This is a genomic window from Paenarthrobacter sp. NPDC089988 (genome assembly GCF_044748465.1).
Lineage (GTDB): Bacteria > Actinomycetota > Actinomycetes > Actinomycetales > Micrococcaceae > Arthrobacter.
In genome coordinates, this window is record NZ_JBIVGD010000001.1 from 631,431 (window position 1) to 648,338 (window position 16,908).

The following is a 16,908-nucleotide window of genomic DNA, read 5'->3' on the forward strand; positions in this document are numbered from 1 at the left end:
CATGACGGCGGCTACATTCCTTGGGATCCTCCTGCGCCGTTGGTACCTGGTAGCCATGGGCCTGGTTCTTGGCCTGGCTGCCTTGGGCGCCGTCAGGTCCTCCGAGCCCGTCTTCTGGACCGAGGCAGACGTCACGTTCCTTGCCCCGGAACGGGAACCTGCCTACTGGATCTCAGGGGGCAGCGCCATGACGTTGGTGGAGTTCGCGGACATGGTCAAGCGCCGGGTCAACCAGGATTCTGCCGCCGTGGACCTGGTCCTGACGAGCGGAACACTGTACGGCGCAGGAGTACAGCAGGGCTACTCCGTCACCTTGCCCAGCAATGGTGGCCAGTGGAACAGGACCTTCAGCCAGCCCGTGCTCAAAGTGCAGGTAGTGGATTCGAGCGCAGAGAAAGTGAACCAGGTGCTGGCAAACGTCCTGGACAGGATCAACGACGCTACCATCAAGCTCCAATCCGAAGCCCAGGTCAAAGGGGACCTCATCTCCACCCAGACCACTCCGTCCAAATCGGAGGTGGTCTTCGGCGGTGGAACTCCGGTCACCCGGTTCAAAGGAGCCGTGGTGCTCGAGGCGCTCTGCCTTGCGCTCACGTCCGTTGCCACCATCTACATTGACCGCATCCTGGTCCGCCGCCGCCAGAACAAGATGCAACCAAGGGAGGTGTCCGATGACATGGCCCGGGTCTGAGCGGAACACGCTGCTTGCCAACCCCACATCCCTCGAACCCGCTGAACGCAGGGACGTCTCATCGTTCGTCATTGTCTACTTGCTTCTCGCCTGTGCCATCCCCTCCAACCTGACACTCACCGCCTTGGGGTCAGTGGGCAGGCCCAGCACCCTCTGCGGGCTCCTGGCCTTCGCCTGGTGGCTGCTGTACCAACTGCAGCGCACCACCCCAAGCCGTGCAGGAACGCAAATGGTCCGCAACGCCATGGCGGTTTTCCTGGCCATGGCGTTGGCCAGCTACGCCCTGGCCATGCTCCATGGAGTCCCTGAACCCGAAACCAGCCCGGCTGACAGCGGCATCATCCGCCTCACGAGCTGGGCCGGCATTTTCCTGCTGATCAACGATGGCCTGGCCAGTCGCCGGACCCTGATGAAAGTCCTCCGCGCCCTGGTCCTGGTAGGAACAGGAACAGCACTCCTGGGACTCCTGCAGTTTGCCACGGGCCAGTCATTGGTGGATTGGATCAGCTTTCCCGGATTCAGCGCCGCCTCGGAGCTCACCGGCGTACAGTCCAGGGGTGGCTTCGTCCGCGCCGCCGGCATGGCAAGCCACCCCCTGGAGTACGGCGTCGTCCTGGTGGCCTCCCTCCCAGTAGCCATCGCTTTCGCTGTGACGGACAGGCACCGGGGATGGCTCCTGAGATGGTCACCGGCAGCGATCATCTCCGCCGCAGCCGCCCTCTCGGTCTCCCGCTCAGCTCTCACGGCCTTCGCCATCGCGATCGTCGCCCTGGTTCCGTCGTGGCCCAAGAAGATCCGACGCCGGGCAATGCTCCTGGCCGTCGCCCTGGCCGGCGCCCTGTACGTCCTGACCCCCGGCATGCTGGGTACCCTTCGCGGACTCTTCACGGTGGGAACAGAGGACCCCAGCATCAGCTCCCGCACCAGCGCCTACAGCACGGCTTTCGGCATGCTCGCCAACAACCCGGTAGTGGGCCGCGGGTTCGGAACATTCCTGCCCGACTATGTGATCGTGGATAACCAGTACCTGGGGACCCTCGTGGAACTTGGAGTCCTTGGCCTGCTGGCCTTCCTGGGCGTCGTCGTCTGCGCGCTCGCCGCCGCCTGGCGGGCCAGGAAACTCGCCACTGATCCCGCCGCCCAACAGCTCTCCCAAGCGGTCCTGGCATCAGTTGCAGCAATTGCCGTCACCTTCGCCTTCTTCGATGGATTGTCCTTCGCCATGTCCGCCAGCGTCCTGTTCTTCATGCTCGGAATTTCCGGAGCGCTGTGGCGGCTGGCCCGCACGGACGCTGCCCTCGAACCCACGCCGCTTTGACCACCTGGAATCGGAGAGCCATGAACCGCAGGTCCGCGGCAATACTCGGAGTACTGGCACTGCTCTGTCTCCTCGCCGCTGCCACCATCAGCGGGGGTACACCCCTGGCAGGCACAGCGCAGCAACCCGAACCAATCCACCCGGCAGGCACTGCACTGCGCCCTGTGGACGGCGGACCGGGCTTCTACGGACAATTCAGCAATCCGCTGCCCACGGATCCGAACTATTTCCCTGTGGGGGTGTGGTTCGAAAGTGCCTTGGAAAAGGACTATGTTGCCAAGGACATCGCCGCGGGACTCAACACCTATGTCGTGCTGACCCAGGACTCGGACATGGAGCTCATCAAGTCCTCCGGAATGTACGCCATCCCCACTTACCCCGCCGGGACAGCCTCCGGCTTCGCTTTGGGCGATGAAGTGGACATGTGGGCCGGCGGAGGTGAGGCGGCGTGGAGCGGCAAATACCCCGGCGAGGGCCCTATCTGCGTCCCGGAACAAGCCAAATGCGGCTACACGGTCCAGGGCCAACTGCGCGCCGCCGCACCACAGGGCACCATGGTCTACGCCAACTATGGCAAGGGCGTGACTTTCTGGCTGTCCGATGAACAATCCCAAAGGTTCATCCAGGAGTATCAGGACCTCGTCTCGGCGGACAACTACTGGTTCACGGACCCCAACATCTGCGCCAAGACCGAGGGCGGCGCCATCAACGGCTATTCCCGGGACCTCACAACCGCAGAATGCCGGCTCGCTGCCAATTACGGGTGGACGGTGGACCGCATCCGCAAACTCACGGGAGGCAACAAACCCGTATGGGCCTTTGTGGAGGCAGGCCATCCGTTCGAGGACTCACCTGCCGCTGCCACCATCACCGGTACGCAACTGCGTGCCGCCGTGTGGAGCAGCCTCATCCACGGTGCCCGCGGAATCGTGTATTTCAACCACAGTTTTGGCGGGGACTGCGTCACCCAGCACGTGCTTCGTGACTGCCCCGGCGATGTCCGGCCCGCCGTCACGGCAGTCAACCACCAGATCAAGCAACTCGCCCCCGTGCTTAACGCCCCGTTCCTGGACGGGGCCGTCAACGCCTCCGGCCCCGTGGATGTCGCCACGAAACTCCACAACGGGCAGGTCTACGTCTTCTCCGGTGCCAACACCCAGGCCGGAGGCCAGGCCACCTTCCACCTCGCCTGCGGCGGCAGCACCGCCGTCGTGATCGACGAAAACCGCACCATCCCCGTCACTGACGGAACGTTCACCGACAACTTCGCCGACGGCAACGCAGTCCACCTCTACCGTATTGAAGGAGGCACCAGCTGCGGCTGGTGACCTACCGGCTGCTGTTGTCCCTCTCCCAGGCTACCGCCGGGGTACCCGGGCGTACGGCACGACGGCGGCCCGCACCTGCGAAGGCGGCATACACCAGCGCGTCGAAGGCCGTCAGAGGGCCACGCACCGATTCCACCAACTGCCGCACCGTCCTGGAAACCGAGGCATCACCGGAGACTGCATCCTGCTGGGCGTTGCCGCGACTGGTCCGCCGCAGGACTGTCAGCAGGGCAGACGGGGAACGGGGTGTCCGCACCACCACCGGTTCGGTGTCCAGGACAGCCTTCTCATCCGCCGTGAACAAGCTGTCAACGTAGTAGTCGTCGCCGGTCAGCGGTGGAAAGGTCCCCAGACGGGCGTGTCCCCGCTCGCTGAGCGCATAGGCCCCGGCACCCCACATGCCCTGCGAGTTACCGGGGATCCTGGTCCTGGCCCGGTAATAGGCGCGGACAAGGAACGATGCACCTGCAGTGTCATACCTGTAGGCCGGACGCCCGGCAAGGATCGTGCCGTCCGTGAGCGCCGAGAACACCGCAGCAAGGGCCCCGGGCGTCACCTCGATATCGGCATCCAGATACAACCGCGGCCACAAATGAGCTGCCTCATCAGCGGCGTTCAAAGCCGCCACTTTCGAGGCCGCCTCCACGTTGATGACACGCACGCCGTCGTACGCCGCCGCTATGGCCTCCGTGCTGTCCGAACACCCATTGCAGGCAACAATCACCTCTACGGTGCCCCAGGCCAGGATTTCCCGCAACGAATCCAGCGTCCGCCCAATCACGGCGGCCTCATTGTGCGCCGGGATAATCACCGAACCCACCGGGTGGACCGTCGGGGCATGCTCCGGGTAGGTTCCCGCATGGGGCAATGAGGCCCAACGCTTGCGGCTCAGCAACGCCACAGCGGCCTCCCGGTGACCGGGTTTCCCCAGACGCGCAATCTCCGAGCCCAGGACAGCCAGCCGGAAAGCCCCCGAACGCCCACGGCCCAGGTGCTTCTCGGCATACCGCACGCGGTTGACCGACATCAGGGCCGACAACTGCGCTGACGAACCCGAGCCGCCGCGCTCGTGCCACATCCTGGCTGCCGGCTCAAACCAAATCGGGAAGCCCAGTTCCCGGACGCGCCGGCAAAAGTCGGTTTCTTCCGAGTAGAGAAAGAACTGTTCGTCCCAGTCGCCCACGGCCTCCGCCACCCGGGAATCGATCAGCAAGGCCGCACCCGTAGCCCACTCCACGGCGTGGGCATACTTGTAGCTCTCTGCATCAAAGTCCATCTCGGACAACCAGCCGGGCCGCCCGGACAAGCGGCTTCCCATGGCCGCGTCGCCCAGCGCCCGCAGGATGCTGGGTTCGCGCCGCAAAGAGGGATAGACGGTACCGTCGTCGTCGAGGAGAACAGGTACCACCGCTCCGGCGCCCCATGCCGCCATGCGGCGCCGCAGTGCAGCCACCGCGCCAGGTTCGACGCGCAGGTCCGGATTGAGGATGAGGAAGGCATCAGCCGGACCAGCGGCCCGGAGCCCCACGTTGATTCCACCGGCGTACCCCAGGTTGCCGCCTGTGCTCTTGGCAATCACATCGGGGTGGTCAGCGAGGGCCGCCATGGTGTCGCCATTGGGTGAGTTGTCCGCCACCACTACCTTGAGCGTCTGGCCCGCCGTTTCGGCCCGGAGGCTTTCGATGAGCGGGCCAATATCATCGGCGTTGTTGTAGGCCACCACCACGACGGCGATGTCGGCTTGGTCTGCGGCCGAAGCGAAGGTGCCCGGAGCCTGGAGCGGCGTGTGCGAAGGCAGTCCCACGACGCGGGGAACCCCGTGGGCGGCGGAAAGTCCGCTGTCCCGCCGCAGGTGGAGGTAGGCCTCGGGGCCGTCCACAAGGTAGCGATGGGCGAGCCGGCGGGGCTCGAGCATGAGGCGCCACGCCCATTCGAAGCCGTGCCCGGCCACCCAGGCCGGTGCCCGCTTGATGTGGCCGGCAAGGAAGTCCACGACGGCGCCGAACGCCAGAAGGACCTTGGCTCCTGTCAGGTGGCCGTACTCGGTAATCCAGAGCTCCTGGCGGGGTTTGCCCAATCCCACCACCAGGAGGTCTGCGTGACTGGCGGCTATCTCTTCGGCCAGGCGCCTCGACGACACCGGATCACTGATCTCGGACCGCTCCGGCGCCCACCAGCCGACGACGGCCAGTCCCGGACGATCCTCGGCGAACCGTTGCCGGATCAGCTGCTGGGCTTGGGGGGATCCGCCGAGGAAGCCGACCCGCAATCCGCGTCTCTCTGCTTCGTCGAGGATGGGTCCAACCAGGTCGCTGCCCGCCAGCCGCGGCCAGGGCCTGCCGGTCAGGCGCTCCGCTTCCACGGCAAGGGGAGCACCATCAATCAGGGTGAGCCACTCAACTGCCGAGCCGTCCATGGTTCCTGCCCAACGGCTTCCCGTGCCAAAGTGCCGGATGTGGTCCAGGTTCGCTGAGCACACACCCAAGGGCGGTGTTCCCTGGTGCGTGGCGCGGTCCATGATGAAGCTGACGGCTTCAGGAAACTCCATGAGCCGGACCGCGGCGCCGCCCAGACTAAGAGCCTTGGTTTGCGCCGGCTGCGGAGCTGCCGGTGGGTGGTAGCTCAGCCGTCCGGCGAGGTCGTGGAAAAGGCCCCCGATGGGGAAGGTCTTTGGCTGCAGCATTATCGGCTCTCCAGACGCAAGGTCTCGCTCGGGTCCAACTCAAGGCATGGACAATGGACCGGCGATCCCTGGCCGCTGCACCGCCTTGGATCGCCGCGGGCAACTGGTGCTGCCCCGTACTTACTTGAGTTGTCTCCCGGCCCCGTCTGATCGAGGTTGCCGTACGGCCACTGTAGGACGTTTTGTGCTGCAGGGCTAGGGTTCAAGGCCCTGCACGTACTCCTTGAGCCGGACTTGTGCTTCCGGGGGCACGAATCCGGCGGCATTGATCCTGGCAAGATCCAGCACGCTTCGTCGCGGACGGGCCGACATGCCGGGTTTGGCGTACTCTTCGGTGCTCACCGGGCTCACCAGTCCCGGATCCACGCCGCGGAGGCGGTAGACGTCCCGAGCGATGTCCGCCCACGACTGCACCGGCCCGTCGTTGCTGACGTTGTACGTTCCATAGGGCGCACCGGTGCCCAGCAAGTGCCTGATGGCCGCCGCGATGTCCTCGGCAAACGTCAAGCGCCCCCACTGATCGTCCACGACGGACGGCGCTGCACCGCGCTCAGCCAGCGCGGCCATGGTGCGCACGAAGTTCTTTCCATCGCCTACCACCCAGCTGCTCCGGACGATGTAGTGCTTCGGTGCCACCGCCGCGGCCGCATCGCCTGCGGCCTTGCTCTGCCCGTAGACGCCCAGGGGACTGGGCTGCTCCTCCTCCCCGTGGATCTCCGCCGTGCCGTCGAAGACGTAGTCGCTGGAGACGTGCACCAAGGTCAGTGAATGGTCGACGGCGGTTATCGCCAGGTTCGATACCGCAGCGGCGTTGACCTGCCAGGCCGCAGCGCGCCCCTCCGCGGTCTCGGCGGCGTCGACGGCGGTGTACGCGGCGGCGTTGATGACCGTGGCGTACTTCCGCCAGTCGGCCCGGTCAAACGAGCGGCCATCGGTGATATCAAAGCCCGCCCGGTCAAAGAAGTCCACGGTGTCCAGGTCCGCGAAGACCTTCCGCAAAGCCGATCCCAGTTGGCCGTTGGCGCCCAGAACCATGGTCCGGAGTGGCTTCATGGGAGCAACCTCGGCCATGGATGGGTGTTGTTGGTCTTGAGCGGACATGGTGGCCTCGGCCAAGGGGATCGGCCACGGCACAGCCGCGGTGGCATCGGCCAGGTTCAGGAACGTGTATTCGGCCTGGGCTTCGGAGCTCCAGTGGTCATTGACCAAGTAGGTGTACGCCGTGTTGTCATCAAGGGTTTGGAAGGCGTTGCCCACTCCGCGGGGGACGAAGACGGCCTCGCCGGGAGTCATCTCGGTGTAAAACACCGTGCCGAATCCGGGACCGCTCCTGAGGTCCACCCACGCTCCGAAGATCCTGCCGAAAGCAACCGAAATGAACTTGTCCCACGGCTCGGCATGGATTCCGCGCGTCGTACCGCGGCGGGCGTTAAAGGAGATGTTGTTTTGCACGGGCCCGAAGTCGGGCAGGCCCAGGGCACCCATTGTCCTGCGGTTCCAGTTCTCCTTGAACCAGCCCCGTTCGTCCGCGTGCACCGGCAGGTCGAAGAGCAGTAAACCGCGGATCGGGGTGGACCTGGACGTCAACTTTTTGGGTGTCGGCATCGGCGCTAGTGACCTTGCCCTGCGTATTTCACTTCAGTTTCGGCTTTTTGCGGCCGCCACCAGTCCTCGTTCTCCTGGTACCACTGCACAGTAGCCGCCAGTCCGGCGTCGAAATCTTCGAACAGTGGCCGCCACCCGAGCTCGCGTCGCAACTTGGTGGAGTCGATGGCGTAGCGCAGGTCGTGGCCCGGGCGATCCGTGACGAGGTCGTACGCGTCGGATGGTTGGCCCATCAGGTGGAGCAGTTTCTCCACCACCGCGCGGTTGGACTGTTCCCCGTCGGCTCCGATCAAGTAGGTCTCACCAATGCGGCCGCGTTCCAGAATGGCCGCCACGGCCGAGGAATGGTCCTGCACGTGGATCCAGTCCCGGACGTTCAGGCCTTTTCCGTAGAGCCGTGGCCGGTGTCCGTCCAGGAGATTCGTGATCTGGCGGGGAATGAATTTCTCCACGTGCTGGTAGGGCCCGTAATTGTTGGAGCAATTGCTGATGGTGGCCTGCAGCCCAAAAGAACGCACCCAAGCCCGCACCAGCAAGTCCGACCCGGCTTTCGTTGCGGAGTAGGGGCTCGTGGGCCGGTACACCGAATCTTCGGTGAAACGGGCGGGCTCATCCAGGGCGAGGTCTCCATAGACCTCGTCGGTGGAGATGTGGTGGAAACGTGTACCGTGCTTTCGGGCAGCCTCTATGAGGGTGTAGGTCCCCAACAGATTGGTGTCCATAAACGGCCTGGGATCCTGCAGGGAATTGTCATTGTGGGATTCCGCCGCGAAATGCACCACGGCATCAACACTGGCTGTTAGCCCGTCAACCAGCACGGAGTCGCAAATATCGCCTTTGATGAATTCGAATCTCTCCGGTGGCAGTCCGGACAGGGAGGACTCATTGCCCGCATAGGTCAATTTGTCCAGGACAGTGACATGAACGCTGCCGTGTTCCATGATGTAGTGGACAAAGTTGCATCCGATGAATCCGGCCCCGCCGGTGACAAGGATTCTCTGCATGGCGATAGCGTAACCGCCAGCACCGGTCACGGGCAGGGGAGAGGAGCGCAAAATGCGCGGAATTATTCTGGCAGGTGGAACGGGTTCGCGGCTTCATCCCATCACGCTCGGAATCAGCAAACAATTGGTTCCGGTGTTCGACAAGCCCATGATCTACTACCCGCTCTGCACCCTCATGCTGGCGGGAATCCGCGACATCCTGGTGATCACCACCCCCAAGGACGCCCCGCAATTCGAGAACCTCCTTGGCGATGGCTCGCAATTCGGCATTTCACTCACGTACGCCCAGCAGCCCACTCCGGACGGCCTGGCACAGGCCTTCATCCTGGGCGAGGACCACATCGGTGGAGGCAAGGTGGCTCTCATCCTCGGGGACAACATCTTCAACGGTCCCGGCATGGGTGCCCAGCTCCGGCACTATAACAACGTCGACGGCGGCGCCATCTTCGGCTACTGGGTCAAGGACCCGACTGCTTACGGTGTGGTGGAGTTCGACGACGACGGCCTCGCCATCTCGATCGAGGAAAAGCCCACGCAGCCAAAGAGCAACTACGCCGTACCGGGTCTCTACTTCTACGACAATGACGTTGTTCCGATGGCCAAGGACCTGGAGCCCTCGCCCCGTGGCGAACTGGAGATCACGGACATCAACAGGAAGTACATGGAGCTCGGCAAACTCCACGTCCAGAAGTTCCCGCGCGGCACGGCGTGGCTGGATACCGGAACCTTCGGCGACCTGAATGACGCCTCGAACTACGTCCGCACCACGGAGAACCGGCAGGGACTGAAAATCGGTGCGCCGGAAGAAGTGGCGTGGCGCATGGGCTACCTGAGCGATGACGAACTGCGCCGGCAGGCGGCCAAACTGGCCAAGAGCGGTTACGGGAGCTACCTGCTGGACATCCTGGACAGACGCTAGGAAACGTCTTCCAAGGCGCGTGAAATTTCCGCCGGCAGGACACCCAGTTGCGCGTCAAGGAGTTCCTTGAGCTGGACCGCGTTGCGGGGTCCGACGATCGCGGTGGAGACGCCCGGCCGGGACAGCAGCCAGCTCAGTGACACATCCAGTGGCGAGCGTCCCAGTCCCCGCGCAGCCATGGCCACGGCCTCCACCACCCGGGAGGCCTGAGGTTCAAGGTACCGTTCCACGTACGCGGTCAACCGGCCCTGGGCTGCGCGCGAATCCGTGGGAATCTGCCCACGGTACTTGCCGCTCAACACTCCGCGGCCCAGCGGAGCCCATGCCATCAGTCCCAGGCCGGCATCTTCGATGGCGGGGACCAGTTCATCTTCCGGCCGGCGCTGGAGGAGCGAGTATTCGGACTGGTTGGCCACCATGGTGAAGCCCGCAATCGCCGCCGCCTTGGCCGTTTGCCAGCCGTTGTAGTTCGAAATACCCACGTAGCGCGCACGGCCGGTCCGCTGGGCCAGTTCGAGCGCGGACAGGGTCTCTTCGAGGGGTACGTTTGGATCCCACTCGTGGGCGAACCAGATGTCAATGTAATCGGTGCCGAGCCGCGCCAGGCTGGCGTCCAACGCGGCCAGCATGGCCCCCCGCGAGGCGTTGATGCTGCGACGGGATTCGGAACTGGACACGCCCGCTTTCGTGGAGAGGACCACTTCGGAACGGGCTACCACGTCTCCCAGCATGGAGCCGAGCATCGCTTCGGCCTGGCCCTGCGCATAGGACGCAGCGGTGTCGATCACGGTCCCTCCGCCGTCCACGAAGGCATGCAGGAGCGCCGCGGCTTCCTGTTCGTCCGTCTCTTGTGCCCAGGACATGGTTCCAAGCGACAAGGAGGACACCCGGAACCCACTGTTTCCGACATAACGCTGCTGCATGCTGATAGCTTACGGGGAGTTCCCATACTTCATGACGTAGGGTCTATTCACGTGAACTGGATAGAAGCTGCCTTGCTGGGCCTGGTGCAGGGCCTCACCGAATTCCTCCCGATCTCTTCGAGCGCGCACCTGCGGATTGTGGGCTCGTTCCTCCCGAACGCCTCCGATCCCGGCGCTGCGTTCACGGCGATTACGCAGCTCGGCACGGAAACCGCCGTCATCGTGTATTTCTGGCGGGACATCGTCAGGATCATCCGCGCCTGGTTCGGTTCCCTGACCGGCAAAGTCGCAAGGAACCACCCTGACGCGCGGATGGGCTGGCTGGTCATCCTCGGCAGCCTGCCCATCGTCATTTTGGGCCTTTTGTTCCAGGACCAGATCGAATCCGTGTTCCGCAGCATGTGGATCGTTGCCACCATGCTGATCGTCTTCGGCATGATCCTGGCGGTGGCGGATGCCATAGGCAAGCAGGAGAGGGACCTCTCCCAGCTCAGTTACAAGCACGGCATCCTGTACGGCTTCGCCCAGGCCATGGCGTTGATCCCAGGCGTCTCCCGCTCCGGTGGCACCATCACTGCCGGACTCCTGATGGGCTACACGCGTGAGGCGGCGGCCCGCTACTCCTTCCTCCTTGCGATCCCTGCGGTGTTCGGCAGTGGCTTTTACCAGTTGTACAAGACAGTCTCCAAGGAAGGGCTCGCAGGCCCCTACGGTCTCCCCGAGACTGCCCTGGCCACCGTGATCGCCTTCGTGGTGGGTTACGTCATCATTGGCTGGTTCCTGAAGTTCGTTTCGACCAGGAGCTACCGGCTCTTCGTTTGGTACCGGATCCTGTTGGGCTTGGCGTTGTATGTCCTGCTCGGTTTCGGTGTGATCAGCGCCTAGCACTAAGGTTGACTCGTGAAATCGTGGATCTCCCGCCCTGTTCCTGAGCTGCCCGGCAGCCTGGCGTCCCTGCGCCTTTTCGATACTGCCCTGGGGCAGGTGGTGGAGGTCGGCCACAAAGCGGATCAGTCCATGTACGTATGCGGCATCACCCCGTATGACGCTACGCACATGGGCCACGCCGCCAGCTATGTGGCTTTCGACCTCCTTAACCGTGCGTGGCGTGACGCCGGAACCACGGTGTCCTACGTCCAGAACGTGACGGACATTGACGATCCCCTGCTGGAGCGGGCCACTGCCACCGGCGTGGACTGGCGGGAGCTGGCGGCGAGCCAGATCGAGCTGTTCCACACTGACATGGATGCCCTCAACGTCCTTGCTCCCGACCACTACGTCGGTGCCGTGGAGGCTATCCCGGACATCGTGCCGGCGGTCGAGCGGCTGATCGCCGACGGCGTCGCGTACCGGGTCCAGGGTGCGGACGGCGAACCTGCCGGCGACGTCTATTACGACGTCGAAACGGCCGGCAAGCGCTCGGACGCCACCGATGCCTGGACCCTCGGGGACGTCTCCGGTCTGGGCGAAGCGGAAATGCTGGAGCTCTTCGCCGAGCGTGGTGGCGATCCTGCCCGCCCGGGAAAGCGCCAGGCCCTGGACCCACTACTGTGGCGTGTAGCCCGCGAGGGAGAGCCGAGCTGGCCGGGTGCCAGCCTCGGTGACGGCCGGCCCGGCTGGCACATCGAGTGTACGGTGATTGCCCAGAAGTACCTCCCGGCACCGTTCACCGTCCAGGGTGGTGGCTCCGACCTCATCTTCCCGCACCACGAAATGGGAGCCGGCCACGCCTACTCGTTGGCCCATGTTCCCCTCGCACGGCATTACGCCCACGCAGGCATGGTGGGCCTCGACGGCGAAAAGATGAGCAAGTCCAAGGGCAACCTCGTCCTCGTTTCCAAACTTCGCGCCGCCGGGGAAGAGCCTGCGGCCATCCGCCTGGCCATCCTTGCCCACCACTACCGTTCCGATTGGTCCTGGACTGCGGAGGGTTTTGGTGAGGCCAAGCAGCGGCTGGCCACGTGGCGCGAGGCAGCCCTCAAGGCACCGGCGGAATCGGCCATGCCGCTTATTGCCGCGATGCGCGCGGAACTGGCCAACGACCTGAACGCCCCAGGTGCGATCGCCGCCGTCGACCAGTGGGCACAATCGGCGCTCACCGCAGGCGCCGCCGCTGCCTCGCCCGTGGACGGCGCCTTGGTGACGGACGCCCTGAACGCCTTGCTCGGCGTCGAACTCTGACCCGAAGCGCAACATACAGACGCAACATAAAGAAGCGGCCCTGACGGATACCGTCAGGGCCGCTTCGTTGCCTGCCGGAGCAGCAGCGGACCGCTTAGGGACGTTCCTTGCCACGCCGTTTGAGATAGCGTTCGAATTCCCGGGCGATGGACTCTCCGGAGGCTTCGGGGAGGTCCGCTGTATCTTTGGCTTCTTCGAGTTGGCGAACGTAGGCCGCGATCTCCGGATCTTCCGTGGCGAGTTCGTCCACGCCGCGTTCCCACGCTTCGGATTCTTCTGCCAGCGCCCGGCTGTCCACGGGAACCTGCAGCAAGTCCTCAATCTTGTGGAGGATCGCCAACTGCGCTTTGGGCGACGGCGGCTGGGCCACGTAATGGGGGACTGCCGCCCACAGTGAAACGGTGGGCAGTCCTGCGAGCATGGCAAATTCTGCCAGCACGCCCACAATGCCCACGGGTCCTTCGTACTGGGAGGCTTCCAGGTTCAGGCGCTCCCGGAGCGGGTTGTCCTCGGTGGTGGTGCTCACGGGGATGGGCCGGCTGTGTGGCACGTCCGCCAGCAGTGCGCCCACCAGGATCACGGAGTCAACCTTCAAGGCCTCTGCGTGGACCAACAACTCGGTGGTGTAGGCGCGCCAGCGGTAGGACGGCTCGGTGCCGAGAACGAACACCACGTCCACATTGCTGTCAGGCACGGCAGCCTTGTAGATCCGGGTGGACGGCCATTTGACCTTGCGGACTCCCGACGACGAACGCCTTACCGTGGGGCGGGTGAACTGGAAGTCGTAATACTCCTCGGCATCGACCGTGCCCACCTTCTTGCCATCCCACAACTTGTTTAAATAGTGCAAGGCGTCGCTGGCGGCCTCTCCGGCGTCGTTCCAGCCTTCAAACGCGGCGATCATTACGGTGACACGTTGGCCTTCCGCGGGTTCCTTGAGGAAACGCTCGGGCTCCGCTGCGGTGTCCTGTCCTTCTGGGGTCCCGTCCACACTGTTCATCCACTCACCCTACGTCCAAGACCCTCGTGGATGCATGGCATTTCAACGGGGCGCGTCCCCGGTCTTCGCCCACAGCGCAAGCACGGCAAGGTGCACCCCATGTTCCACGTAGACTTGAAGCCATGCATTCCTCACCCAGCCAGCCCTTCCTCAAAGCCGTGCTCTGGGATATGGACGGCACCCTCGTGGACACCGAACCCTACTGGATCGCCGCTGAGCGAGCCCTCGTGGAGGCCCACGGCGGCACCTGGTCCTACCAGCAGGCCATGCAGCTGGTAGGCCAATCCCTGCTCCATTCGGCGGCGATACTGCAAGCTGCAGGTGTGCGGCTCGAGGCCCGCGAAATCATCGACACCCTCAGCTCCCAGGTGATCCAGCAGGTCCGCAACGAAGTTCCGTGGCGGCCCGGGGCGCGCGAGCTCCTGGAGGATCTCCACCAAGCCGGTATCCGCTGCGCCCTGGTCACCATGTCCGAGGGCCCGTTGGCCGGCGTAGTGGTGGATAGCCTGCCCAAGCCGTACTTCGAGTTCCTCGTCACCGGGGACACCGTGACCAACGGCAAGCCCCACCCCGAGGCCTACCTGACGGCAGTCGACCGCCTGCGGCTGGACGATCCAACACTGACCATCAACCATTGCGTTGCCCTGGAGGATTCAGTCCCGGGTGCCACCGCTGCCATGGCATCCGGTGTCATCACCATCGGCGTTCCCCACCAGGTTCCGCTTCCCGACGATGCCCGCATGGTCCTCTGGGACACCTTGGTGGGCAGGTCCGCCACGGACGTGGGAAACCTTGTCCTGGACCGCTTCGCAGGAGCAAACCTGCTTGAAGGGGCCAACTAAGTGAGCAGTCCCTCCGCGCCACACCATGCCGCCACCAAGCGGGACGGCATACCCCTGGGCAGAATCGCCGGGATCCCCGTGTACCTGGCCTACTCGTGGTTCGTGATCGCCGGGTTCACGGTGATCGTGTATGGGCCTGCGCTGATGCATGACGACTCTGACTTGGGGATCTGGGCCTACTTTGTAGCTTTCGGCTACGCTGTCCTGCTCGCCGTGTCGGTGCTGATCCACGAATTGGCCCATGCCCTGAGCGCCAAGGCCTTCAAGTGGCCAACAGAGAAGATTGTCCTCAACCTATGGGGCGGGCACACTCAATTCGAGAGCTTCACGGCGTCCCCTGGCAGGGCAGTCGTCGTAGCCATGGCAGGTCCGGCGGCGAATTTCCTGCTGGCGGGCGCCTTGGCACCTTTCGTCCTGACAAAGTCTTTCGATGGCATCGCCGACACCCTGGCCAACATCCTGATGTGGGCAAATTTCCTGATCGGCATCTTCAATGTGTTGCCCGGCACACCCTTGGACGGTGGGCGGCTGGTTGAATCAGCCGTATGGAAGGCAACCGGAAGCCAGGACAAGGGCACCATCGCCGCAGGCTGGTCGGGCCGCGTCATCGCGGTAGCCCTGTTTCTCTGGTTCATCGTGCGACCGTTCCTCATCGGAGCGCGGCTGGACATCAACCTCATGCTCATTACATTGCTGGTCTGCGGCTTCCTCTGGATGGGCGCATCCAGTTCCATCCAACATGGGCGACTCCGCAGCCGCCTCTACCTGGTGAGCGCCGGCGGACTGGCCGACCCCGCCGTCGGCATCCCGAACTCTGCCAGCGTCGCGGACGTGGTGGCCATGTCACCGGAAGGACGTCCCGCCGTCGTGATCTGCGGTCCGGACGGTAAGCCGCAGGGCGTCGTGGACACCAATGCGGCCGCCGCTGTGCCGCCTTATGCGTTGGCCACGACGCCGGTCACTGCGGTGGCGCACGCCCTCGCCGCCGGCGCCTACGTGCCGGAATGGTCGAAGGGCCAGGAGCTGATCCAGTACCTTGCCAGACTGGACGGCAACGAATATGCCGTGGTGGACCACAACGGCATGGTCACCGGTTTGCTCCGGCAGCAGGCGGTCGTGACCGCCATAACAGGCAAGGAAGCCCGCGGAGGCGGGCGGGCCTGAGGCCTTGGCCGGTAGAGTTACATGCCGGCCCGAAAAAGATCCAGACGAATTTTTGGCGCCCTCAGGGCAGCGATACACGGCGGCACAGCCGCACAGGAGCGAGGAACATCAGATGAGCAGCGAAACCGCCGCGGAAAAGGCCACCACTGCCACCGGCGCGAGCCCGGCGGCCCAACCAATTGGCGCTGCCCGGCGCCGTGGACCCTTCCGCGTCGGCGAACGCGTCCAGCTCACTGACGAGCGCGGCCGCATGAACACCATCACGCTCGAGGTGGGTGGCGCTTTCCACACGCACCGTGGGTTCCTGAACCACGATGAAATCATCGGCAAGGTGGACGGTTCGGTGGTCAGCAACAACATCGGACAGCAGTACCAGACGCTGCGCCCGCTGCTTTCGGACTTTGTGCTTTCCATGCCGCGCGGGGCTGCCGTTGTGTATCCCAAGGACGCAGGCCAGATCGTCACCATGGCGGACATCTTTCCTGGCGCCCGCGTGGTGGAAGCCGGCGTCGGGTCCGGCGCACTTTCGATCTCCCTGCTGCGGGCCGTTGGCGACGGCGGCTACCTCCACTCGTTTGAACGCCGCGAAGAATTCGCGGACATTGCCCGCGGAAACGTGGAGACCATCTTCGGCGGGCCGCACCCCGCGTGGCAGATTTCCCTGGGTGACTTCCAGGAAGAAGTGGTCAAGGCCGAGGCCCCCGGTTCTGTGGACCGAGTGGTCCTGGACATGCTGGCACCGTGGGAATGCCTCGATGCCGTGGCTACCGTCCTGGCGCCGGGCGGCGTCTGGATCAACTACGTGGCCACCGTGACCCAGTTGTCCCGCACCGCCGAGGCCATCAGGGCCGACGGCCGCTTCACCGAGCCGGACGCCTGGGAATCCATGGTCCGCGGCTGGCACCTCGAGGGACTGGCAGTCCGCCCGGACCACCGCATGGTGGCCCATACCGGTTTCCTCCTGGTGACCCGGCGCCTGGCCGAGGGCGTCCAAGGGATTTCCGTGAAACGCCGCCCGTCCAAGACCGAGTTCAGCGAAGAAGACTTGAACGCCTGGACGCCCGGTGCAGTGGGGGAGCGTTCCGTCTCGGACAAGAAGCTCCGCCGTGCGGCCCGTGACGCAATCGCCGGCACCAACGTCCAGGACGATCCCCCGGTCACAAACTGACAAAGGTCACAATAGGGTCCGCATTCCGGATGTCTCACAGCACCCTGAGCTTTTCGGGACTAAGGTCTTGTTAAGCGCAGGA

14 protein-coding genes are annotated in these 16,908 nt (G+C 64.4%); 9 read left to right on the plus strand and 5 right to left on the minus strand.

Going from position 1 to position 16,908, the window contains the following annotated elements:
• Window position 1: 1 nt before the first annotated feature.
• Genes ACIPV6_RS03030 through ACIPV6_RS03040 form a run of 3 tightly spaced genes read left to right on the plus strand, consistent with a single transcriptional unit; the run spans window position 2 to window position 3,337 of the window.
• Window positions 2–691: a hypothetical protein gene (locus ACIPV6_RS03030; RefSeq protein ID WP_400269466.1), complete on the plus strand. Its 690-nt coding sequence runs from the start codon at window positions 2–4 to the stop codon at window positions 689–691.
• Window positions 672–2,009, plus strand: a complete 1,338-nt coding sequence (locus ACIPV6_RS03035) for an O-antigen ligase family protein (protein ID WP_400269467.1) — start codon at window positions 672–674, stop codon at window positions 2,007–2,009. The genes ACIPV6_RS03030 and ACIPV6_RS03035 overlap by 20 nt, the downstream gene beginning before the upstream one ends.
• 20 nt (window positions 2,010–2,029) lie before the next feature.
• The gene (locus tag ACIPV6_RS03040) at window positions 2,030–3,337 is read left to right on the plus strand and encodes a hypothetical protein (RefSeq protein ID WP_400269468.1); all 1,308 of its coding nucleotides are present in this window, start codon (window positions 2,030–2,032) and stop codon (window positions 3,335–3,337) included.
• 1 nt (window position 3,338) lies between these two features.
• On the opposite strand, the gene ACIPV6_RS03045 is transcribed toward ACIPV6_RS03040, so the two are convergent.
• From ACIPV6_RS03045 to rfbB, 3 genes are all read right to left on the minus strand, one after another.
• Window positions 3,339–6,020, minus strand: coding sequence for a WecB/TagA/CpsF family glycosyltransferase (locus ACIPV6_RS03045; protein ID WP_400269469.1), 2,682 nt, complete (start codon window positions 6,018–6,020; stop codon window positions 3,339–3,341).
• 195 nt (window positions 6,021–6,215) lie between these two features.
• Entirely contained in the window at window positions 6,216–7,625 is a 1,410-nt protein-coding gene (locus ACIPV6_RS03050; protein ID WP_400269470.1) for a sugar nucleotide-binding protein, read from the minus strand.
• A gap of 5 nt (window positions 7,626–7,630) precedes the next feature.
• Window positions 7,631–8,629 (minus strand): dTDP-glucose 4,6-dehydratase, encoded by a 999-nt coding sequence (gene rfbB / locus ACIPV6_RS03055; RefSeq protein WP_400269471.1) that lies wholly within the window; start codon window positions 8,627–8,629, stop codon window positions 7,631–7,633.
• Window positions 8,630–8,681: 52 nt separating this feature from the next.
• On the opposite strand from rfbB, the gene rfbA reads away from it, so the two are divergent.
• Complete coding sequence (gene rfbA / locus ACIPV6_RS03060) at window positions 8,682–9,548, plus strand: glucose-1-phosphate thymidylyltransferase RfbA (protein WP_400269472.1); 867 nt, start codon at window positions 8,682–8,684, stop codon at window positions 9,546–9,548.
• Here the strand turns inward: rfbA and ACIPV6_RS03065 are convergent.
• A complete protein-coding gene (locus tag ACIPV6_RS03065) occupies window positions 9,545–10,471 on the minus strand; it encodes an aldo/keto reductase (protein WP_400269473.1) in 927 nt (308 codons plus the stop codon). The two genes, rfbA and ACIPV6_RS03065, sit on opposite strands and share 4 nt — an antisense overlap.
• A gap of 51 nt (window positions 10,472–10,522) precedes the next feature.
• Here ACIPV6_RS03065 and ACIPV6_RS03070 point away from each other — a divergent pair, with 51 nt between their 5' ends.
• Complete coding sequence (locus ACIPV6_RS03070) at window positions 10,523–11,356, plus strand: undecaprenyl-diphosphate phosphatase (protein ID WP_400269474.1); 834 nt, start codon at window positions 10,523–10,525, stop codon at window positions 11,354–11,356.
• Between the two features lie 15 nt (window positions 11,357–11,371).
• Window positions 11,372–12,652 (plus strand): cysteine--1-D-myo-inosityl 2-amino-2-deoxy-alpha-D-glucopyranoside ligase, encoded by a 1,281-nt coding sequence (mshC, locus tag ACIPV6_RS03075; protein WP_400269475.1) that lies wholly within the window; start codon window positions 11,372–11,374, stop codon window positions 12,650–12,652.
• 94 nt (window positions 12,653–12,746) lie between these two features.
• Here the strand turns inward: mshC and ACIPV6_RS03080 are convergent, their stop codons facing one another.
• Complete coding sequence (locus tag ACIPV6_RS03080; protein WP_400269476.1) at window positions 12,747–13,652, minus strand: PAC2 family protein; 906 nt, start codon at window positions 13,650–13,652, stop codon at window positions 12,747–12,749.
• 122 nt (window positions 13,653–13,774) lie between these two features.
• On the opposite strand from ACIPV6_RS03080, the gene ACIPV6_RS03085 reads away from it, so the two are divergent.
• From ACIPV6_RS03085 to ACIPV6_RS03095, 3 genes are all read left to right on the plus strand, one after another.
• Window positions 13,775–14,494 (plus strand): HAD family hydrolase, encoded by a 720-nt coding sequence (locus ACIPV6_RS03085; RefSeq protein WP_400269477.1) that lies wholly within the window; start codon window positions 13,775–13,777, stop codon window positions 14,492–14,494.
• On the plus strand, window positions 14,495–15,658 hold the full coding sequence (locus tag ACIPV6_RS03090; RefSeq protein WP_400269478.1) for a site-2 protease family protein: 1,164 nt from the start codon (window positions 14,495–14,497) through the stop codon (window positions 15,656–15,658).
• Window positions 15,659–15,770: 112 nt separating this feature from the next.
• Window positions 15,771–16,826 (plus strand): tRNA (adenine-N1)-methyltransferase, encoded by a 1,056-nt coding sequence (locus tag ACIPV6_RS03095; protein WP_400269479.1) that lies wholly within the window; start codon window positions 15,771–15,773, stop codon window positions 16,824–16,826.
• The last annotated feature ends 82 nt before the right edge of the window (window positions 16,827–16,908 follow it).